The sequence below is a fragment of the Rhodococcus sp. 008 genome, assembly GCF_001682295.1.
Classification (GTDB): Bacteria; Actinomycetota; Actinomycetes; order Mycobacteriales; family Mycobacteriaceae; genus Rhodococcus_F; species Rhodococcus_F qingshengii.
In genome coordinates this window covers 1,858,795-1,879,898 of sequence record NZ_CP012749.1, presented here as the reverse complement: position 1 = coordinate 1,879,898, position 21,104 = coordinate 1,858,795, and the positions used below count along the sequence as shown (strand labels likewise).

Sequence of the window (21,104 nt, the reverse complement as noted above, 5' to 3'; positions counted from 1 at the left end):
ACCTGCGATCCTACCGATCGTGAGCAGAGCGATCGGAGGGTTCGGCCGCGAGGGAAGTCGGCCACGCAACGCCCAACGCGCGCATGATGAACGGGACGGTGGTCGCTACGACGGCGTCCACTCGGTCGCCGGCCATGAGCATCGGGCGTCGGCTTTCCACGCAGGCGAGGATGAGTTGCGCGGATGCGGCAGCATCGGAATCGACAAAGACACCGGCGTCGACACCTTCCTGGACGAGCTGTTCGACCAGAACCGACAGCGGGACAATATGTTCGAGGAAACTTTCGCGATCCTGCGCTGACAACAATTCGACCAACGCGATTCCTGTGAATCGTTGCAGTGAGAACTCGACGAGTGTCAGTTTGACGAGGATTTCGAGTCGGTCCACAGGATTCTCGCGGTCCGCGAGTTCACGCTCGGCCAGGAGTAGGAATCTATCCATCTCGCGGGTGGACCAGGCGAGCAGTAACGCGGATTTGTCGGGGAAGTAGTTGTACACCGCTGTCCGCGAGACGCCGGCCGCCTGGGCCACCGTCTGCAGCTTCACGTTCTGCCAGCCCTGCTCGTGAAGTTCGCGAATGAACGCGTCCAACATGGCTTCTCGGGTGGCGATTTTGTGCTCAGCGGTTGTCGCACCACCGGTCAACTTCGGCATGGTCGATCCTCCTGGGTCTGATTCACGGTCACGGGGAGGTCGAACAGGTCCGCAACAAGGCGCGGATCACCTTGCCACATCGAGACGGGTGCGAGCATCATCTGCTGCGCGATCGAGCGTACGGATCGGCAGACCTCTTGTTCTTCGGCGAGTGTGAGCGTCGTGCGTTTGCGCAATCGCTCCATCTCCGCGGTAGTGAGATCAGTGATCCATTCCTCAGCTGCAAGCGAGAGGGGTGAATCCGGTGTCACGACCGATCCAACTCGGCACTGGAGAACCGCGAAGTCATCACGGACAGCGTGATGACGGCGACGACCGAGACGGCGTGTGCCGCCGCCAGCCAGAGCGACTCGGGTGCATGTTTGTGAAGGGTGGGCGCCATCAGCATGGCCATGAGGAGGGCGAGACTCGACAACATCGCGGGACCGTTGGGGCGGCCGACAAGCAGGCTGACCAGAAGAACGAGCGCGACGACGCTGCACGCCACATCTACAGGCGGGTACGTGGCCGGAACGATTCCGCTGACAGTGTCGGTGAAGTTCAGCCCGATCGACACCAATTGCGCGAGACCTGTCGCGCCGGCCAACCAGGCCGTCCAACGTAGTCCGTGGAGTCCGGCTTTCCGAATGCCGGTCAGGGTTCCTTCGGCGGATTCCCACGCTTCGGACGTCGGTGTTGTCACGGCTACTCCTTTTTATGACGAGGTGTCGTCATAAAGTAGCAGTACGCGATCGCGAGATTCTTGCCGGTAGGTGACTGGCCTGCTTCGAAGGGATAGCGTCGAAGTACCGGCCGAAATGACAATCGCGGGGAGGTGGCTCGATGACGACCTCTGCCCACACGGATCGCCCCCCGTCGAAACAGAGTTGGTTGGCGCGCGCAGCCTTTGCGGCCCTGGTTCTTGCAGTCGCGGTGCTCCTGATCTTCGCCGGACTGAAAACCTTGACCATGCTGATCCTGGGGATCGGTGGGGTGGTCGTGTGCGTCGTGGCCGTGTACTGGTTTCTGACGACCCGCGGATTCCTCCGCTGGCTCTCGTTGGCCGTGGCGGTTCTGACGCCGATCGTGGTGCTCACGTTCCTGGTCCGAGAACGCCTCCTGTGGGTGGTGCTCCTCGCGATCGGATTGTTCGTCGTAGCCGGTATCTTCGCTCGCACCGCTTTGGAGGGGGAGGAGAAGGAATTGCCGGTTGTCGAGCGACCGGCACCGCCGCCCGTCAAACCGTTCTTCGTGATGAACCCGAACTCCGGCGGTGGCAAGGTCGAGAAGTTCGACTTGAAACGCAAGGCCGAGGAACGGGGGGCCACGGTCGCACTGCTCGAGGGGCCCGAGAAGATCGACGTGACGGCCTTGGCCAGGCAGGCGGTCGCGGACGGCGCCGACCTACTCGGTGTTGCCGGTGGCGACGGAACGCAGGCACTGGTTGCTGCTGTCGCGGCCGAACACGACCTGCCCTTCCTCGTCGTCAGCGCGGGAACGCGCAACCACTTCGCCGCGGATCTGGGGCTCGATCTCGAGGATCCGTCTCGGTGCCTCGACGCGCTCGTCGACGGCGTCGAGGTCACGGTGGATCTGGGAAATGTCGGCGGTCGAACTTTCGTCAACAACGCATCGTTCGGGGCGTACGCCGAGGTAGTCCAGAGTCCGGAGTACCGCGACGCCAAGACCAGCACCTTCTTGCAGATGCTCCCGGATCTCCTCGCCGGACGTGCCGGAGCGGTGTTGACCGCGCGCTCCCCGAGCGTGTCCGCGGTGGGTCCACAGGCTGTGCTGGTCAGCAACGGCCCGTACGAGATGAACGACCTGGCGGGGCTCGGTCATCGGCCGCGATTGGACCGGGGCACTCTCGGAATCGTCGCGATCTCCGTCAGCAGTGCACGTCAGGCCATCGGGTTGCTCCATCGGGCGCATCAACACGGTCTGGCTCAGGGCACCGGATTCGAGGTGATCGTCGACGCCGACACCGACGAGATTCCGGTCGGCGTCGACGGCGAGGCGCTGGTGATGCCAACTCCGGTCAGATGCACGGTCAGTCCGCAGGCGCTGAGGGTCAGAGTCCCCCGAGATCGACCGGGCATCCGTCGCCCCCGGCACGCCTGGGATCTGGTCCGGTTGCGAGAGTTGGCGAAGTTCAGGCGATCCGGCGCATGACCTGACCGACGGCCAGGACTCCCTGCGGATCATGCGTGTCCGCCAAAGCGCTCAGCCAGTGAGCGGTGTCCTCGTCGTAGGTGCGGGCGATCTTCTCCGGGTCGACGCTCGGCGCGAAGTTGGGCAGTGCATGCCCGTTCGTCCATGGCGCCATCGTTCGTCCGAGAGTCTCGGCGTGCGGGACTACTGCGTCGACCATCGGTGGGGCAAGAACTCCGACGGTGAACAGCGAGAAGGCAGCGTCACGATGGCAGAAGGCGCTGCGGTGCTCAGGTTCCCGTGCGAGGGCGCCCCCGAGGAGACGTAATTCGACGACGGTTTGGGGTGAACCGGATCCGGGGCCGGCAGCGGCCAGCAATGCGTCGACGGCCTCGTGTGACAGCTCGTTGGTCAATGCCGTGGATTCGTGCGTCGGCATCGGGTCGACGGGATCGGCGTGCACTGCCCCGAGGGCGGCATAAGGCAGCACACCGAGTGCGTCGATCAAGGGTGTTGCGATTGAACGGATTCGGTCGATCAGTGACTTGGCATCGGATTCCTCGGCAAGACTTGCGAACCTGACCGCGACGGTGAGCCTGCCGGCCAGCGGCGGCGGAACCTGTGGAAGGGGTGGAAGTTGCAGAAAGGCAAGAGAGGTCGAGCTGTGCTCAGGCAGGTCGGCGCACCAGTCCAGCCAGGCATGCGCGACCGCGCTTGCATCTGCGCCGTCGAAATAGAGTGCACCGCCGTAGAAGTGGGTGACCGGTAGTAGGTCGATCTCGATGGCTGTGACAATGCCCAGTGTGGCCTTGCCGCCGCGCAGTCCCCAGAACAATTCGGCATGTTCGTCGGGGGTGACATGAATGAGTTCGCCACTGCCGGTGACGATGTCGAACGAACGAACGTGATCCGACGAGAGCCCGTACGTGCGCACCATCGGGCCGATGCCGGCGCCGGTGAGGAAGCCGGCGACTCCGACCGTGGGTGAAGAACCTGCCAGTGGCGCCAAGCCGTGGGGTGCGGCAGCGTCGATGACGTCCTGCCAGATCAAGCCCGCGCCGATTCGGGCAGTGCGGTTTTCGGGGTCGACGACGCACTCCGTGAGCCTGCCGGTGTGGACGAGGAGAACGTCACTGCCGAGAGGGACCGCGCCGTGGCCGGTGCGCTGAACACCGACGCGCAGACCCAACTTCGCCGCGAATCGCAGAGTTGCGGCAATGTCTTGCGCGCTCTCGACTGCCACCACAGCGCCAGGCGCGACGGGAACCGCTGCATTCCACGGAATCGCCAACTCGTATCCCGTTTCGCCAGGCAGGGAAACGGAGCCGGTCACCTCTGCGCGCAGTGATTCGACCGCGGCGTCGAGCGTGGGGGTTTGAAGGTTCATGGTCTTCCTTTCCTCATCCGTCTTTCGGTCAAGGGAAGGATGTCCGAACAGGCTTGGGTGGTTCTTGACGTATGTATCCCGAGCGGATCCAAGTTTTATCCAAGCGCATTCTCGCAGTTCAGGGCCATGTCGATCGCGCTCGTTCAGCTACGCCCCGCATGCCGAGTGTCTCCGATTCGGCCGCCACTTCCGTCAGCTCCCGTTCACGTTCGGCGGACGGCTCTCGAAGCTGCGCCCGAAGCAGTCGACAGCGCAGCAGTGTTGGTGCTCCACCGGAGCCAGTTGCGATCTTCTCGGCCTGATCCAGGAGAGTCGATGCCTGCTCGACGTGACCGAGAAGCGCGTGCAGCCGAGCGGAGGCTTCGGCGACCGAGCCCAGTTCACCGACATGGCCCACCGTTGCGATGCAGCCGGTGTGTGGCGCGAGAAGTTCGATGAAGGTGTCGGCGTATTCGACCAGTTCCAGATCTGCCACGACGCGTGCAAGTAGCGTCTGGTGTCCCAATGTCGTCCACGTCTGTGGCCCGCGATTGATCAGCCACTTCTTGATGCCTTCGGAAGTGGCCTCGCGCTCGCCTCGGGCGGCGTCGATGGCGATGGTCCACGAATCAGGTTCCACGACACCGGGATCAGATTCGGCCAACGCACCTCGCTCCCATTCCAGAGTGTTGAACGCCAGATCTGCGCTGCCAGCCGTGTACAACTCCGTTTGCAGATGGATCTGCCTGGCCGTCTCGTACTGCCGGCGGGCGTGCGCGAAGTCTCCGTACCATTCGGCGAGAGTTGCTTCCATCCAGCGTAATTGGACCCGAACCACCGGGAGTCTCAGTAGCTCGCAGCCGATGATCCCCTGCCTGACGTGTTTGACGGCGGCATCGACATTGGCCAGATTCATCTCAGTCATGCTCGCGACGGCGTGTGCGACGACGCTGTCGACACGCGATTGTTGGTGCGGCAGTTCGAAAAGCTCGCGCAGTAGGCGCATGGACTCCGCGCTGTGCACCGCGACTCCGGAGAAAAGCAGAATCCGTCCGAGCAGCGCGTCCGCGATCACATCCGGATCGTCGAGTTCGCGGGCGATGTCGAGAGCACGGGCGCTCCATCGATTCGGGATCTCGGCTTCGGGGTGGTAGCAACTTCCCACCGCCAGCGCAGCAAGAACCCGTGCGTGAGCTGACCTGTCGTTCTCGACCAAGGGCTCGACCGCCGCGAGCCGTTCGAGCAGTGGTCCCGGATCGGTACCGTAGGAAACCCACGGCCAGGCACCGGCGGCCCGAAGTAATGCGCCTGCCAGTCGTCCGACGGCGGAGGTTCGCCCCTCCCGAACAGCCTCGAGGAGACCGGCATTGACGACGTCGAGAACTGTCTGCCCTCGACCTGCGCGGGCGAGGGCCTCGACTCTGGCCACCAGCAGGTCGTCCCGATCGTCAGCGGATTGCTGGGACACCGGAAGTAAGTCGAACGCGCGGACAGCTGCCTCCCACCACTCGGCCGCGGTCTCCGAACTCCACCGATCGGTCGCATCCTGAGCTGCAGCCGTGCATGCCTCCAGAACGACGAGTGGATCGACCAGGGGAAGTGCCGACATCAGATGTTGCGCGCGGCGGCTCAGCCGGTCCGGATCGGAGGAATTTTCGAGCACTTCGGCAACTCGGGCATGTATCCGCTGGCGACGAAGCGTGGGTATCGCTTCGAGGACTTCGTCTCGGAGAAGGCCGTGAGCAAAGACGTAACCGCCGTTTGTCGAGTCCGCGACGATGATTCGTTCATCAGCAGCCGCGTCGAGATGGTCGGCGAGAGTGTCGACATCGAGACGGGTGGCTGCGGCCAGTGTGTACACCTCGATGGCGTCGCCGATAACTGCGGCAACCCGAAGAGCGTGCAACACTGCCGGTTCCACTGCGGCAAGCCGTCGACCGAGGACAGATCGAACGGCGACGGGGATGCCGTCGCCGAGTCGCTCGTTCCGGGGAAGCCTGGCGTACTCCGAGACGAACAGCGGGTTGCCGCCGGTTCGTTCCGCCAGGGTTCGCGCCTCCGCGTCGTCGAGCGTGTCCCCGGAGACGCACCTTGCGAGTGTTGCAACCTCGCCCTGCGCGAGCGCCGGCACAATCATGGTTCGGTTTCCTTCGCCGTGGAGTACGGCTTCTTCGAACTTGCGCACTGCCGGCCCGACTTCCGAGTCTCGGAGCGTCGACACGAACCAGACTCTGGTACTGGTCATTGCGCCGACCAGGTAGGTCAGGCAACGAAGGGACGTGGGATCGGCCCATTGAATGTCGTCGATGACGACGGTCAACAGTGCATCTTTCGCCGCAGCTTCGATGGTGGTGCGAACCCGTTCGTAGACGGCAAATCTCGCTTCGTCCGGATCGATGTCCGTCGGCGGCGTCAGTACGAAATCGGCGTCGGCTCCGAGTTCCCGAACCAGTCGGCGGATCGGCCACCACGGCGGCGTTCCGTCGTCCTCCGGGCAACGTGCCCAGACGGTGGCTCCTCGAATGGACGTTGTTCTCGACGAACACTCCTCGGCGAATCGTGTCTTGCCGATGCCGGCGGGGCCGGTCAAGATCAACCAGCGAGGCGAGCCACGGCGAACGTCGTCGAGCATCTTGTCGGCGACAGTCGTCTGAGCGTCGCGCCCGACGAACAAGCGTGAGGAATCCGTCTCGGGCATCGCTGCTACGGCGGGGGGAGAAGCCGGGACCGACACTTGTTCGGCCCCCGTCCATCCCGGAGTGCGCGGCCAGGCGGCCAGGCCGGGTTCGTGGCGCAGGATCGCGCCTTGCAATGCTGTCAGCTCCCCGCCGGGCTCCAGTCCCAGCTCGGCGTCGAGCCGAGACGCGTGTAATCGAAACTGTTCCAACGCTTCCGGTGACCTGCCCGCCCGATGCAGGGCAACCATTCGCAGCCAGCAGGTCCGGTCGCGGAACGGGTACTCGCTACAGAGTTGAGCAGCTTCGACCAGCGCGGGTGCCAGGCGCCCGAGAGCCAGAAGCGCCGTTATCCGGGTCTCCCGGCACTCGGTCCGCACTTCCTCGAAGGCTGCGGCTTCCACCTCCACCCAGTGCGCGTCGTTCAGGTCGTCCAGAAGCTGCCCCCGGACCGAGGCGAGGGCACGGTCAGCGGTCGTCAAAGCCTCCTGCCACCGTTCGTTCTCAGCGTGTTGTCGCGCCGTTTCGGCGTCGTCGAGAAACACCGACAGATCGACGTCTGCCGGAGCGACCTCGAGGACATAGCCCGGCGATTGACGCACTATCGGTGACGCCGTACCGGTTTCGACGCGTAGCGCTCGGCGCAGGTTGGAGATATACGCCTGGATGCTTGCCATCGCACTCGCCGGTGCGTCGTCGTGCCAGAGAGCATCGATCAGCCGGTCGGTGGAGACGACGCGACCACGGTTGAGCAGTAGAACGGCAAGGACCGTTCGTTGTTTTCGAGGGCCCAGATCGATCACGTCGCTCGTCGCCGGACCCCGTGCGACCTCCAACGGCCCGAGCAGTCGATAGATCATCCGTTTCCCCTCGTACCTGCGGACGCAGGACGGTTCGATTCTAAGGAGCGAAATTCATACATGCAGGACAAAACGGTCAACTAGTTCTCGTCAACATCTGCTCGGATTCCTCGGAAAGAGTCTGGTTGACGCTGGTAGTGCGCAGCGTCGCCGCACAGACCAACGCACCGAGAGCTGCGATGAAGGCTGCGACAAACAGAGCCAACCGAAGTCCACCGACAAAGTCGTCCGGTGATCCGCCGGGCAGCATCGACTGCGCCGGAAGGAAGGCGCCGAGCACGGCAACCCCGACTGCGATGCCGGTCTGCCGGAACGCGTCGTTGATCCCTGCGGCCAATCCGGAATGGTTCGAAGTGCTTTCGCCCAGAACCAACCCACTCATGACGGGGTTGAACACCCCGGCCCCCACGCACGCGACAACAAATCCGGGAAGTATCGCGTACGGCGAACTGGTCACGTCGACGACGGTCATCATGACCAGCCCCACCGAGACGAGTAGAAGCGAGCACGTCAACGAGACCGAGACGGGGATGCGCCCGTCCAATTTCGCGGTGGCGCCCGCGACGACGAACATCGCTATCGTCGCCGGTAGATACACCAGGCCGGCGTCCACGGGAGACAGATGCAGCACGTTCTGCAGGTAGATGGTCGTGTAGACGAACACCGCGAACAGGGAGGCGGAGATCGAGAACGCTGCGATCTGCGCTCCGGCGAAGGCCCGATTGGCGAGCAGATGCGGGGGCAGCATGGGCTCGGTGGTACGAAGCTCGTGCAGGGAGAAACCGATCATGGCGGCCGCGGCGATCACCGCGGCGATCATCGGCTGCGGCTCGAACCACCCATCCTCGTTACCGCGTAACAAACCGAACACCAGAGCTGCCAGGCCGGTGGACACCAGAATCTGCCCGGGCACGTCCGCGCCGCGAGGTCGAGGATCGCGTGACTCGGGAACCCACCGCACCGTCATCGCCAGTGTGATCAACCCGATCGGAATGTTGATCAAAAAGATTGCGCGCCAATCCAACAACTCGGTGAGCAACCCGCCCACCAGTGGGCCGACGGCAAACGCGCCCCCGATCGTGGCGCCGTATGCAGCCAGAGCAGTCGCGCGCTGGGGACCCTTCTCGAACACGTCCGCCAGCAAGGCAAGTGAGCAGGCGAAGAGTACGGCACCGCCGATACCCTGAGCGGCCCGCGCGAGGTCGAGCACCCAGATGTTCGGCGCCAGAGCGCAGAACAGAGATGCCGTGGTGAACCACAGAATGCCGATGATGAAAACATGGCGTCGACCCCGTCGGTCTGCCCACGATCCGGCGCTGAGAACCACCGTCGCCAATGCCAACGTGTACGCGTCGATCACCCATTGCAGGGCGCCAACTCCGGTATCGAGATCGGATGCGATCGACGGCAGGGCGGTGTTGACGACGGCGATGTCGAGCATGAGCATTGCGGTGCTCACGCATACTGCCAGCAAAGTGGCTCGTCGTACTGCGGTGTTCTTCGGGGTGATCGGTGCGGTCATGGCCCGTCCTGATGGTCGAAGGGGTGTGTACTCGGAACACCCTGCGCTCCGACGCTTGGGACATATCGGGCGAAATGCTTGGAACCCGCCTGGTTGATAACTGCCGTGTTACTCGGAATCCGTCACCACCTGCTCGGTCGAATACGCACTCTCCCAACGGTTAATCTCTGGTCATGGAGACCAGCCAGTGGGTGCGACGGGTGTTGGTGGTGGAAGACCAACCACTGATGCGTGCGCTCGTCGGTGACACGCTCACACACTCCGGGTTCGTGGTCCGTACGGCCGGATCGGCGGTCGAAGCGCTCACGGAGTTCGACGGATTCGATCCTGACCTCTTGGTCACGGACATCGACCTTGGCGTGCGGCCGAACGGCGTCGATCTCGCGAACATCGTCACCGTGAAGGCTCCGCATTGCGCGATCGTGTTCCTGACGAACTACCCCAACGCATCGACAGCGCCAGGTTCTGCGGGTGTGCCGCCGAAATCGCTGTTCGTGGACAAGGCGGCTGTCCAGTCGGCGGATCAGTTGATCGGCGTAGTGGAGGCCGCGTTGACGGAAACCGAGCCACCGACGCTCGGGAGTGATCCGGACTCCGCCTTGTCGAGCCTCACCAGATCACAGCTCGATCTTCTGCGTTACATCTCGCTCGGGTGGTCGAACAGCGCAATCGCAGCGCATCGTGGGTCCTCGATCCGAGGTGTGGAGAAGCTCATCGCGCGCACTCTCGAGAGCCTGGGATTGACGCACGATTCGTCCACCAATCCGCGAGTGCTTGCTGCGAGTATCTTCATCCGCCATTTCGGTGTGCCCGAAGTGACCGACTCGGTGTGAACCCGCGCGAGTGGTGGCTTCGTCTCGGTGATCGGAACATCGTCACCAAGTGGTCCTGGATTCTGACGCTGCCGTTCGCGGTGACCGTGATGGCCAACTACTACCTGTGTACCGGGGTGCGCGAAGTAGGCTTGATGGCAGTCGGCGCCTTCGCGACCCACTGCGTTGTCGGGGTGATGCTGCTGATGGCGAGGGCTGTTCTTGCAGCACACCGATCGCAGCTCGCAGCCCTGGCCCTGTTCGCAATGATCGGCGCGATCCGCCCGTTCGTCCTCGACGCGATCACCCGCTCGCTCGAACTCCCCGTCGACCCCAGACCGATGCTCGTCCGGGTGGGACTCAACGTCGTGTGCAGCGTTGTCTTCTTGTCGTTGACCGCCGTACTGGTAAGCGCTCTCCGTGACCGCCTCGCGCTGCAACGGAGTTTGAAGGTTGCCGGGGCCGCCGTCCAACTCCAACAGACCCGAGATCGATTCCGCCTCGACCAAACCCGTGCGCAGTGTCGGCGAGAGCTCGAGCGCAGTATCGAGACAGTCATGCACGCGGTTGCTGAAACGGAACTCGAGGGAGTACGAGGAGCAGCGCTCTTGAAGCGAATCTCCGACGACGTGGTTCGCCCGATGAGTCATCGACTGTTCCGGGAGATTCCCCCGATCGAATCACCGACGCCGACTGTGCGGCTGACGGCGAGAGATCGACTGATCGGCGTCGTACGCAGCGTTGAACCGGCGCCACTGTACGTACCGGTGTTCGCGTACACGGCACTGGTGACCGTCTACCTGCTCACGACTTACGGCGTGACGTTCACGGCGGTCCAGCTCGGCGTCGGTTTCTGGCTCTTCGTCGGTGGCAATGCGTGCGCTCGCCGAGTTGTCAGCAGCGGAGACGGCCCTCTGAGACGGATCGCGACTCTTTCTGCGGTGTACTGCTCGAGTGCGCTGATCAGCAGTACCGCGACGTGGCTGCTCCTGACGGTGTTCGGCCGTACCCCGACTTTCTATCTCTCGTCGATGGCCGTCTACCCGTTGGTTGCGCTGTCCGTCTGCCTGATCAGGGCTGCGGATACGCAGCGTCAGGACGAGGAGCGTCAACTCCGCAGTGCCCTGAGCCTGCAAGCGCTCGATGCAGCTCGTATCCATGCCGAGCTCATGCACACCCGACGTGGACTGGCCAGGTTGTTGCACTCGTCGGTGCAGGGCGAACTCGTAGCGGCCGCATGGTCTTCGGGCGCCGTTGCCGGTCGCCCAGTCGATGTTGCGGCAACCATTGCCCACATTCTCGACGGCTTGGAAAGCGACCTGTCTGCGTCATCCGATCAGCCGGCTGACTCCGATGCCCGAAAGCGTATCGATGATCTTGTCACGGTGTGGCGCTACGCAATTCCGGTCGTCAGTCACGTCGACGACGAAGTCTGGGCGGTGATCGGTTCCGGCTCCGCTCGGCTCGACAGCGTGGTGGAGATCCTGTCGGAGGGACTGACCAACGCCGTGAAACACGGTGCAGGAGGGCCCGTCTTCCTCGAGGTGACACTCGCCGATGCTCGGGCGGTAGTAGTGCGGATCAGTTCGCCGGGTCGGCTGCCGGTGGCACGGGACTCAGGGATCGGGCTTGAATCGCTCGCCGGTACGGTAACGTCCCTCGAACTTGTCGAAGAGGAAGACCGGGTGGTCCTCACAGCCGTGCTTCTGTGACACCGTGAGTGGCGATGTCGTGGAGGCCGAACGTTTCGCCAATGGCCGGATTGGCCGCTTGTACGGTCGCAGAAATGGAATCGATTACTGCGCAGCTCATCCCACTCGCCACCGGCGTCGTCATCAGCCCGATTCCTCTGGTTGCGATCATCGCGATCCTGCTGTCCACTCGGGCGAAGGCAAATGCATGCGCGTACACCGCGAGCATCGTGCTGGCCGCGACAGCGATCACAGCAGCGACGGCACTTTCGACCACCGGAGTGGAATCGAAGTCCAGCGGCAGCGCGCATACCGTCCAGACGGTGTTCGCCGTCGTGTTCACTGTCGGTTTTCTGGCGCTCGCATACTCGAGTTGGCGTAGCCGTCCGAAAGACGATGCCGAGCCGGCGATGCCGTCGTGGCTGGCGCAGATCGACTCGATGCAACCGGCCAAAGCCGCGGTCCTGGGACTGTTGTTGACCGTACCCAACGCGAAGAACCTGCCGCTCGAACTCAAGGCAGGTTCGATCATCGGTGGCGGGCACCTCGGCTGGGTATCAGTGGTCGCGTACTCCGTTCTGTTCGCGGTAGCGGCGTCCATCGCCTTGATCGTGCTGTCAGCATTGGCTGCCGTGCCCTCGGCGAAGGTGACCGATGCACTGAGCGCCACCAAAAGCACTCTGATCCGCCACAATGCAGCAATCATGACCGTTTTGTTCCTGATGCTGGCAGCATTGGAACTCTCGCACGTTGTCGAAGCCCTGTCGAAGTAGCAACTTGTTTTCGAGGAGAAATCGAATGACGATCACACCCAGCGAAGCGCCGGTAGTCGAGACAACGTACGGGCCGGTTCGAGGATCGACGGAAGGCTCGGTGTCGAGTTGGAAGGGGATTCGTTACGCGGCACCTCCGGTCGGTCCGCTGCGATTTCGCGCGCCGGTTCCGCCGAAGCCATGGACCGAGGCCCAGGACGCAACAGAATTCGGGCCGTGTGAGCCGCAAAGTCGACTCGCGATGATCCCGCTCGGTGAGAACGTTCCGATGGACGAAGACTGCCTGTTCCTCAACGTGTGGGCACCGGGCCCCGTCGGTTCTGATGCGCCGGGTAAACCGGTGATGGTCTGGATTCACGGCGGAGCGTATTTCCGCGGAGCGTCCAGCCAACCACTTTTCGACGCAACCACATTGGCTGAGAACGGCGACGTTGTCGTCGTCTCGATCAACTACCGCATCGGTGTGTTCGGCTTCGTCGATTTCTCGTCCTTCAATTCGAGTGAACATACCTTCGAGCCCAATGTCGCTCTCCGCGACATGATTGCAGCGCTGCAATGGGTTCAAGGCAACATCGCGGCTTTCGGTGGCGATCCCGACAAAGTGACGTTGTTCGGCGAGTCGGCAGGTGGCGGCGCGGTGACGACGCTGATGACCGTCCCGTCCGCTCGCGGCCTGTTTCATCGCGCTATTGCCGAAAGTTCGCCCGCCACTTCGGTGTACGGTAGTGAGCGTGGTGAGATCGTCGCGAAGCTGTTTCTCGAGATCTTCAGCGGCGGAAGCGATCTGGGTCTGTTGCGGTCCACGTCTGCCGAAGACTTGATCGGGCCGTCAGACGAACTGTTTGCTCGCGTCCCCCAGGAGACGCCTGGCACTTTGGCGTTCGCGCCGATCGTCGACGGTGATCTGCTCCCTGACTACCCGGTGCGCGCGTTCCGTCACGGCAATGCACACCCGATTCCGCTGATCATCGGAACCAACAAGGACGAATCTTCGCTCTTCCGGATGATGAAGTCGCCGTTGATGCCGATCGATCCCGTCGTGATCACGTCGATGTTCGCGGAGATCGCCGACGAGCATCCAGGACTCGAGCTACCGGATCATTCTCAGATCGAAGGCGCGTATTCGGGACTGTCCAAGCTGGGCGCCGGTCTCGGTTTGACCCGTGATTTCGGATTCCGGCTGCCTACGTTGTGGATCGCCGAGGCGCACAGCAAGGTTGCGCCGACGTGGTTGTATCGCTTCGACTACGCGCCGCCGATGCTCAAGGCGCTGAAGATCGGTGCGACCCACGGCACCGAACTTGCCTACGTCTTCGGCAACATCAACCACGGGGCACGAGACATCACCTACAAGTTGGGTGGATTGAGCGCGGCGCGTCATGTCTCTGAGCGCATGCAGGCGAGGTGGTTGGACTTTGCCAGAGCTGCAGGCGATTACGACGCCGGGGACGATCGCGAACTGGGTGCGGACCCGGGGTGGCCCACTTACGACACCGACACGCGCTCGACACTGTTGATCGACAAACGCGATGCCGCCGTCGCTGATCCCGACCGCGAGATCCGGGAGGCGTGGGGTGAGACGGTGATTGCATTCACCTGACGGTTCAGCCCTGCTCCAATTCGGCCAGGTAGTGCGAGACGGGTCCCACGGTGAGCATTCCGCTTCCGGCGCCGGCTATTTCGGCGGCGGCAGGTAGGAGCGCCGCTCGCGCACGCTCCTTGGCTCGACGGTCGCCGACTGCAGTGGCAGCTGCGGCAGCCATGCACCACAGTGCCTCGGAGAGTAGGTCTTCGGGCGGGTCCGGCAATGCCTCGACGGCCTTCGCCGCTTCGTTCGTCTGTCCCTGTGCGCTGAGCAGGTGTGGCCGGGCCCAGGGTTCGTACGGGCCCCACTGCGTGGTCGGGTCGAAAATCGCCGGCAGTCCCCGCCATACGCGGAGGGCGAGAATTGCGAGAGGGAGTATGCCGTCCGCGAGACCCGGCATACCGGAATCGGAAAGATTGACCGCCGCAGCTTCGTACAGCTTCTCGCAGTGCGCGGCCTCCGCGCCGGCAGCGGCAGTACGCACAGCGCGAAACCAGGTGGTGAACACCGCTGCCAACGGGCGTTCGTGACGTCCGGCCAATCGATCAACCGTCTCGGCATGTAGCTCGGCTGCATCGAATTGCCCAAGGGCGCTGAGGGCTTGCATGCGGATCAGATGGCCGAGGATCTCGAAGGTAGCCAGGCCGTGTCGAATGGCGAGGTCGACCAGTTCACGGCCGATGTCGTCGCGCTCGGAGGCCAGACCGGTAGTCCAGAACGTCTGCATGAACAATCCGTTCAGAGCGAAGGCCAAGAGCCCTGGATCGTCGAGAGCGCGACCGATCTGTACTGCGGCACGGGCACATTCGAGACCGTGATGACCGGGCAGTCCGCGCGATTCGAGTGCGATTGTCGCCAACAGTCTCGCCCGAGCGGGTTCGTTGCCGGCCGGAAGTCGATCGAGAGTGCGCTGAGCGGCCTCGACGATCTGCGTAGCCTGCCGAGGATCGTCGGATCGCGTCCAGATCCCGGGCACGTCGTAATTGCCGATGATCCTCGCGGTGAGTTCGACGTCGTCCAATTGTTCAGCGGCGCTGATGATTGTCAGTCGTTGGTTTCGGGCAGTCTCGAGTCCGCTTCCGCCCGCAACTGCCAAACTTCGGAGGAGGCCGACGGTTGACTCCAATCTCGATCTCGATCCTGCCGCTACGGTCCGGTCGTACGCTGCCGAAACCTGACTGAAGATCTGTTCTGCCCCTGCAGGATCCAGGCGGGTTTCCCGGCGGAGAATGTCGGACTCGAGGTCGTTCAGTCGTGGACCAGGGTCGATGCCCAACTCTTCGGCGAGTAACTTCCGTGCGCGACGTAGGACTGCCAGAGCATCGCCTTGACGATCGGACCGGTACAGCGCCAGAGCGAGTAGTCGCCAACCCTCCTCGCGCCAAGGGTGTTCCGTCACGTGGGCATCCAGATCGGGAATCGCTTCGGCAGCTCGCCCGAGATCGAGCTGCGCGGATGCCAAGCGTTCGACGGCAGTCAGACGCAGTTCCTCCAAGCGCGATCGCTCCGTTCGGGCCCAAGGCTCGTCGGCGAACTCCGCGTAGGCCGGCCCTCTCCACAGCTGTCGCGCGGTTCGGAGCAGTTCGAGTGATTGCGCCGGCGTCGAATCTGCGGCTTCTCGCACCAGTCTTTCGAATTCCCAAGCGTCGACCGCGTCGGGTGCTGCATGAAAGGCATAACCGGGCCCTTCGGTGACAATGACTTTCGGCTTCTTTCGCGGCGCGCGATCCGGTTCGAGCGCACGCCTCAATGCGGAAACGAACGTACGTATTGCGCTGGTAGCGCCGGACGGAGGATCGACCCAGAGGTCGTCGACAATCACGTCCACGGGAACAACACGTCCGCGGGCGACGACGAGACGAGCGAGGACCGCTCGGTGTCGTGGACCCTTCAGATCGATCTGGTGTGAAGACTCGTTCCACGCGACCACGGGTCCAAGCACTCCGAAAGCCGGGGCTTCAAATGTGTGGTGTCGCATTTCCCCACGCTATCGCGCTCATCGAATGCTCATCGACTGCGGCGAAGCTGATTGCCATCACCCCGACCTGCCATCACCCCGACCAACGAGAGCGACCGATGACTATCACCATTCCAGGCTTCGACTACCAGCAGATTTCCACAGCAGACGGAGTGCGGCTCAACGTCGCGGTCGGCGGAAGCGGAACACCACTCGTCCTTCTGCACGGCTTCCCTCAGACTCACCTCATGTGGCGTCACGTAGCCACTGCCTTGGCGTCGGATCACACCGTCATCTGCCCGGATCTCCGCGGATACGGAGCCAGCGACAAACCGGTCGAGGAAAACCCGGACACCTACTCCAAACGAACAATGGCCGCCGACATCGTCGAGGTGGCCAGGAAATTGGGACACGAGAAGTTTGCCCTCGTCGGCCACGATCGTGGCGCACTGGTTGCCGTCAGAGCGGGGCTGGATCATCCGAATGTGATCACGCAACTCGGCTCGCTGGACGTGCTCCCCACCCTGGATATGTGGGACATCCTGCATGGATCGAATGCTGCTGTGGCGTTCCATCTCTATCTCATGGCTCAGCCACCTGGTCTTCCCGAGCAGATGATCAGCGCCAGCGCCGACGCGTTCTTCGAGTACTTTCTCGACGTGTGGACGCAGAACCGCGAAGCGATTCCGGTAGACGTGCGGGCGGAATACCTGCGCGCCTCACGGGAGGCGGTGCCGTCGATCGTTGCCGATTACCGGGCGTCGGCAGGCATCGACATCGAACACGATCAGTCCGATCGGGAGGCGGGCAACCAACTGCACATGCCGGTCACGGTCGTTCAGCAGGACTGGGGCTCGATGCTCGGCTACGACGCCGAGGCCCTGTGGAAAGCGTGGGCGCCCGATCTCGAGCACCGCACGCTGTCCGCAGGTCACTTCATGGCAGAAGAGGCGCCTGCCGAAGTGGTCGAGGCGATCCGGACCCTACTCGAGAGGTAGTTTTGACGCTTCTCGGCTGTCGAGGTACTGGCGAGCGCATCACGTGCGTCGCGAATGGACGAGGGGGATCGATGGGTTTCTCGCTGCACTTCATACGGGTGACGAAGGACGTGCAACTCGATGTTGATCGGGCGGCGGTCGCCGCTTTCCTCGATCAGCACGGGCTGCGCGTGGTCGAGAGCCCGTACGGAGGCGAGATCGTCGACCGTGACGACAGGGCATTGACGATCGACGGGGCCTTCTCCGACCTTCATCTCGACTCGCTCGAGCAGAGCGATCCACTCAGTGGTGGAATCTTCCACGCGACGCTGTCGCCTGCCGAGTGCGCGTTCGTCTACGACCTCTGCTCGGCGGCTGGGTTCCTGATCGTCAACCCTCAGGGTGACCCGACGTTTCTCGTTCCCCAGCGCAATCACGAGCCCGACGACGTTTCCGAGTTGGAGGACGTCGTCTGGGTTGAAAGCGCCGAGGAACTGGCGCGGGCGCTCACCGGTGGTTTCCAAGCGTTCCGCGAGTTTCGGGACCGCGTGACAGGACGAGCCGCCGGTGCCGAATGATCGGGGCCCATCGGGTTGACGAAGGTCGGGTTCTACCGCTTGACCCCGGCCGCCAAGTCGTCGACGAGAACCTTGGCGGTCAAGGCGTATCCCGCGGCCTTGTAGTAGTCGAAGGGAATCACTCGACCAGCCTGCGCGGCGGGCAGACGCTGCCACGTCGGCGAGGTGTACACGCTGCCGGAGGCGCTGCGATCCAAGGCGAAGATGACGTCGGCTTCTTCGAGACGGTTGAACTGCTCCGATCCGAGCATCACGCGAAGGTCGGGGCCTTCACGGAGCACCTCGAATCCCAGGTCCTCGGCGACGGCGGTGCGGAAATCGTTCTGGAACCACGCGATCTGATCCTCCGCGGCGGCGACGAAGGCAACCTTCTTGCCGGCCATCAGCGGTTCGACGGTCGGGCGGACCTGAGCTACATGGGCGTCGTACTCGGCGAGTACTTCTTCGGCGCGATCGCTGCGCCCGATGCCGGTGAGGAAGTCCGACATGACCTTCCGCCACTCCGGGGTGAAGTCCTTGCCGACGGGCAGGACCGGTGCGATCTGCTGCATCCGGTCGTTGCCGTACGACCCGGTGTCCCACCAGCCGGCGCTGAGGACGAGAAGGTCTGCGCCGAGAGTCGAGATGTATTCGAAGTTGGGATCGGAAGCACCTTCGGCGAAGATCTCGACACCCGTGGCATCCGGGACCTCACGGCGTAGGTGTTCGGCTGCGCCGGTCGGGTAGGCGGTCACCGGGTATCCGGCGAGGATCGACAATTCGAGGCCGTCCCGCGGGTCGAGGGCAACGACGTTCTGCGGGTCCGTCGGAATGATCAGCTTCTCGTCGCCGCGCGTGAACTCGAAGGTCTCCGCGTTCTCGGGCGTCGAACTTTCCGTGCTGCCGCAGGCGGCGAGAAACGCGGCCGCAGCGACGCCCGCGCCGACGCCGAAGAAACCGCGTCGCGTCAGGTTGTCCACGATCGCCCAGTAGTCGCGATCGGTCGTGGAGGGAGAAAGGAGTCGAGTCATGCTTGTTAGGTTAGCCTTAGGGGCTGTCTTCGGGAATGCTGAAACAGCTCCCGCGAACGCCAAGAAATACGGCGAACACGCCAGCACAGAGAGTGTTGTCCGCGTCACCGGCAGGTCTGATTCACAACCCACTTTCGACCTCTGACGTGCATGACGTCACAACCGGCCGCCTCCTCGATCGCGATTTGGCCCTGATCGCGCCGACTATGCTGAGTTGACCAGCAGTACGATTTCGGAGGTTGCAATGCAGATCACCAGCGTCGGCCACGCAGGATTTCACATCCAGACCGAGGCCGGATCCATCCTGTGTGATCCATGGGTGACCCCGACGTATTTTGCGTCCTGGGTGCCGTTCCCCGACAACACAGAGTTGGACTGGGACGCGCTGGGCAACTGCGACTACCTCTACGTCTCGCACCTGCATAAGGACCACTTCGATCCGAAGAATCTGATCGCGCACGTCAACAAGGACGCCACAGTCCTGCTCCCCGATTACCCGGTGCCGGACCTCAAGCGTGAACTCGAGAAGCTCGGCTTCCACAAGTTCTTCGAGACGGAAGACTCCGTCAAGCACACCGTCAGCGGTCCCAAGGGCGATCTCGACATCATGATCATCGCTCTGCGCGCTCCCGCGGACGGTCCGATCGGTGACTCGGGCCTCGTCGTCTCGGACGGGGAAACCACCTGTTTCAACATGAACGACGCCAGGCCCGTCGACCTGGACCCGCTGACCGACGCCTTCGGGAAGGTCGACATCCATCTGCTGCAGTACTCGGGCGCGATCTGGTACCCGATGGTCTACGACATCCCGAAGGGCACCAAGCGCAACTTCGGCAAGCAGAAGCGTCAGCGCGGCATGGACCGCTGCCGCAACTACATCTCCCAGGTCGACGCTGCCTGGGTTGTCCCGTCGGCCGGCCCGCCGGTCTTCCTCGACGACGACCTGCGTTACCTCAACGACGATCACGGCGACGAGGGAAACATCTTCCCCGACCAGATCACGTTCCTCGAGCAGATGCGCATCAACGGCAACGATCGTGGTCTGCTGATGATCCCCGGCTCGGCCGTCGAACTTCGCGGAAGCGAGAAGGTCGCGCTGACGCATCCCATCCCGGACGCAGACGTCGACAAGATCTTCTCCAACAAGGCCGAGTACATCGAGAAGATGGCGCAGAAGATGGCACCGGTCATCGCCGCGCAGAAGGCCACGTGGGCTCCGGCCGAAGGCGAGCCGCTGCTCGACGGTCTCAAGGCCAAGTTCGAGCCGATCATGGCTCAGTCCGATCTGATCTGCGACGGAATCGGCTACCCCGTCGGACTCGTGATGGGAGAGGAGACGGTCGTCCTCGACTTCCCGAAGCGGATCGTTCGTGAGCCCATCGACGGAGAAGGCAAGTACCGCTACGGCTTCCGCATCGCTCCCGAACTGGTTCGCACCGTTCTGCGCGACGACGAGCCCGACTGGGTCAACACCATCTTCCTGTCGACACGCTTCACGGCGTGGCGCATCGGTGGGTACAACGAATTCCTCTACACGTTCTTCAAGTGCCTCACCGACGAGCGCATCGCGTACGCCGACGGCTGGTTCGCCGAGGCCCACGACGACAGCGCGTCTATCGAGTTGGGCGGGTACGAGATTCAGCGTCGTTGCCCCCACCTCAAGGCGGACCTGTCGAAGTTCGGTGTCGTCGACGGCACCAACCTCACCTGCGATCTGCACGGCTGGCAGTGGGATCTCGAGACCGGCCGCTGCAAGACGTCCAAGGGCCACGAGCTGCGCACCAGCAAGCTGAGCTGAACCGAGCTCGTCGGGTGACGGGATACAGCAGGTCGCTGATCGGCCTGGCGACAGCGCTCGCCGGTTTGGCCGGTTACGTCGACGCGCTCGGATTCATCACGCTCGGTGGGCCTTTCGTTTCGTTCATGAGCGGCAACATGACGCAGGCGAGCGTCGCATTTGCCGACGGGGTGTGGTCGACCGCGAGAGTTGCCGGCGGAATCATCGTGCTCTTCCTCCTGGGAATCGCGCTGGGAACCGTCGTCACCCACTTCACGGAGCGCTATTCGGTCCGGGCTCGCAAGGTCACGGTGCTCGCGGTTGTAGCCGGGCTGCTGTCCATCGGTTCGGTGATGAGCAGCCTCGACGTCACCCCCGGCGCGATCTCGGCGATGGCCTTGGCGATGGGAGCCGTCAACTCGGTGTTCCAGCGCGACGGCGAGGTGACGATCGGTGTCACGTACATGACCGGTGCGCTGGTCAAGATGGGCCAGCGTCTGACCGGAGCCTTTCTGGGTGGCCCGAAGTGGGCGTGGCTGCAGCACTTCGGGATGTGCGCGGGGTTGATCGCGGGCGCGGTGGTCGGTGCGCTCGTTCATCGGTGGATCGGTCTTCACGCTCTGTGGCCCGCATCGGCGTTCACGGTTGTTCTGATCGCCGTCGCGTGGCGGGTCTCGCCCCCGTCTTCGGCAAAGGTGTAGAAAGAGCCAGACACAAATCCGGGGGTACAGGGGGA

17 protein-coding genes are annotated in these 21,104 nt (G+C 63.3%); 9 read left to right on the top strand and 8 right to left on the bottom strand.

From position 1 onward, the window contains the following. Positions 1–10: 10 nt before the first annotated feature. From AOT96_RS08855 to AOT96_RS08845, 3 genes are read right to left on the bottom strand one after another with little or no spacing between them, the layout of a single operon-like run. Positions 11–655: a TetR/AcrR family transcriptional regulator gene (locus AOT96_RS08855; RefSeq protein WP_054188290.1), complete on the bottom strand. Its 645-nt coding sequence runs from the start codon at positions 653–655 to the stop codon at positions 11–13. Further along, entirely contained in the window at positions 643–906 is a 264-nt protein-coding gene (locus AOT96_RS08850; RefSeq protein ID WP_007730221.1) for a hypothetical protein, read from the bottom strand. Before AOT96_RS08850 ends, AOT96_RS08855 begins: the two co-directional genes overlap by 13 nt. Beyond that, a complete protein-coding gene (locus tag AOT96_RS08845) occupies positions 903–1,337 on the bottom strand; it encodes a hypothetical protein (RefSeq protein ID WP_054826733.1) in 435 nt (144 codons plus the stop codon). Before AOT96_RS08845 ends, AOT96_RS08850 begins: the two co-directional genes overlap by 4 nt. A 140-nt stretch (positions 1,338–1,477) precedes the next feature. Here AOT96_RS08845 and AOT96_RS08840 point away from each other — a divergent pair, with 140 nt between their 5' ends. Beyond that, the gene (locus AOT96_RS08840; protein ID WP_065351602.1) at positions 1,478–2,806 is read left to right on the top strand and encodes a diacylglycerol/lipid kinase family protein; all 1,329 of its coding nucleotides are present in this window, start codon (positions 1,478–1,480) and stop codon (positions 2,804–2,806) included. Here the strand turns inward: AOT96_RS08840 and AOT96_RS08835 are convergent. The 3 genes from AOT96_RS08835 to AOT96_RS08825 all read right to left on the bottom strand — a co-directional run bounded on the left by AOT96_RS08835 (position 2,787) and on the right by AOT96_RS08825 (position 9,208). Then, on the bottom strand, positions 2,787–4,172 hold the full coding sequence (locus AOT96_RS08835) for an FAD-binding oxidoreductase (protein WP_065351601.1): 1,386 nt from the start codon (positions 4,170–4,172) through the stop codon (positions 2,787–2,789). The two genes, AOT96_RS08840 and AOT96_RS08835, sit on opposite strands and share 20 nt — an antisense overlap. Before the next feature lie 118 nt (positions 4,173–4,290). After that, positions 4,291–7,686 (bottom strand): BTAD domain-containing putative transcriptional regulator, encoded by a 3,396-nt coding sequence (locus tag AOT96_RS08830; protein ID WP_083197599.1) that lies wholly within the window; start codon positions 7,684–7,686, stop codon positions 4,291–4,293. A 76-nt stretch (positions 7,687–7,762) separates the two neighbouring features. After that, a complete protein-coding gene (locus AOT96_RS08825; protein ID WP_065351600.1) occupies positions 7,763–9,208 on the bottom strand; it encodes an MFS transporter in 1,446 nt (481 codons plus the stop codon). 173 nt (positions 9,209–9,381) lie between these two features. Here AOT96_RS08825 and AOT96_RS08820 point away from each other — a divergent pair, with 173 nt between their 5' ends. The 4 genes from AOT96_RS08820 to AOT96_RS08805 all read left to right on the top strand — a co-directional run bounded on the left by AOT96_RS08820 (position 9,382) and on the right by AOT96_RS08805 (position 14,084). Next, a complete protein-coding gene (locus AOT96_RS08820; protein WP_052417016.1) occupies positions 9,382–10,041 on the top strand; it encodes a response regulator in 660 nt (219 codons plus the stop codon). Next, complete coding sequence (locus AOT96_RS08815; protein ID WP_065351599.1) at positions 10,038–11,732, top strand: two-component system, sensor protein; 1,695 nt, start codon at positions 10,038–10,040, stop codon at positions 11,730–11,732. The genes AOT96_RS08820 and AOT96_RS08815 overlap by 4 nt, the downstream gene beginning before the upstream one ends. A gap of 74 nt (positions 11,733–11,806) precedes the next feature. Continuing rightward, entirely contained in the window at positions 11,807–12,484 is a 678-nt protein-coding gene (locus AOT96_RS08810) for a GAP family protein (protein WP_065352798.1), read from the top strand. A gap of 25 nt (positions 12,485–12,509) precedes the next feature. Beyond that, positions 12,510–14,084 carry a carboxylesterase/lipase family protein gene (locus tag AOT96_RS08805; protein ID WP_065351598.1) on the top strand — a complete coding sequence of 525 codons (1,575 nt, stop codon included), beginning with the start codon at positions 12,510–12,512 and terminating at the stop codon, positions 14,082–14,084. A gap of 4 nt (positions 14,085–14,088) precedes the next feature. Here the strand turns inward: AOT96_RS08805 and AOT96_RS08800 are convergent, their stop codons facing one another. Beyond that, positions 14,089–16,011 (bottom strand): AfsR/SARP family transcriptional regulator, encoded by a 1,923-nt coding sequence (locus AOT96_RS08800; RefSeq protein ID WP_231917413.1) that lies wholly within the window; start codon positions 16,009–16,011, stop codon positions 14,089–14,091. 134 nt (positions 16,012–16,145) lie between these two features. Here AOT96_RS08800 and AOT96_RS08795 point away from each other — a divergent pair, with 134 nt between their 5' ends. Continuing rightward, positions 16,146–17,024 (top strand): alpha/beta fold hydrolase, encoded by an 879-nt coding sequence (locus tag AOT96_RS08795; RefSeq protein WP_054825107.1) that lies wholly within the window; start codon positions 16,146–16,148, stop codon positions 17,022–17,024. Positions 17,025–17,095: 71 nt separating this feature from the next. Further along, entirely contained in the window at positions 17,096–17,581 is a 486-nt protein-coding gene (locus AOT96_RS08790) for a hypothetical protein (RefSeq protein WP_065351596.1), read from the top strand. A gap of 32 nt (positions 17,582–17,613) precedes the next feature. Here the strand turns inward: AOT96_RS08790 and AOT96_RS08785 are convergent, their stop codons facing one another. Continuing rightward, positions 17,614–18,591, bottom strand: coding sequence for an ABC transporter substrate-binding protein (locus AOT96_RS08785; RefSeq protein ID WP_003942949.1), 978 nt, complete (start codon positions 18,589–18,591; stop codon positions 17,614–17,616). Positions 18,592–18,835: 244 nt separating this feature from the next. Between AOT96_RS08785 and AOT96_RS08780 the strand changes: the two genes are divergently transcribed. Continuing rightward, positions 18,836–20,389, top strand: coding sequence for an MBL fold metallo-hydrolase (locus AOT96_RS08780; RefSeq protein WP_003942885.1), 1,554 nt, complete (start codon positions 18,836–18,838; stop codon positions 20,387–20,389). Positions 20,390–20,403: 14 nt separating this feature from the next. Next, positions 20,404–21,069 carry a YoaK family protein gene (locus AOT96_RS08775; protein WP_065351595.1) on the top strand — a complete coding sequence of 222 codons (666 nt, stop codon included), beginning with the start codon at positions 20,404–20,406 and terminating at the stop codon, positions 21,067–21,069. Positions 21,070–21,104 lie beyond the last annotated feature (35 nt).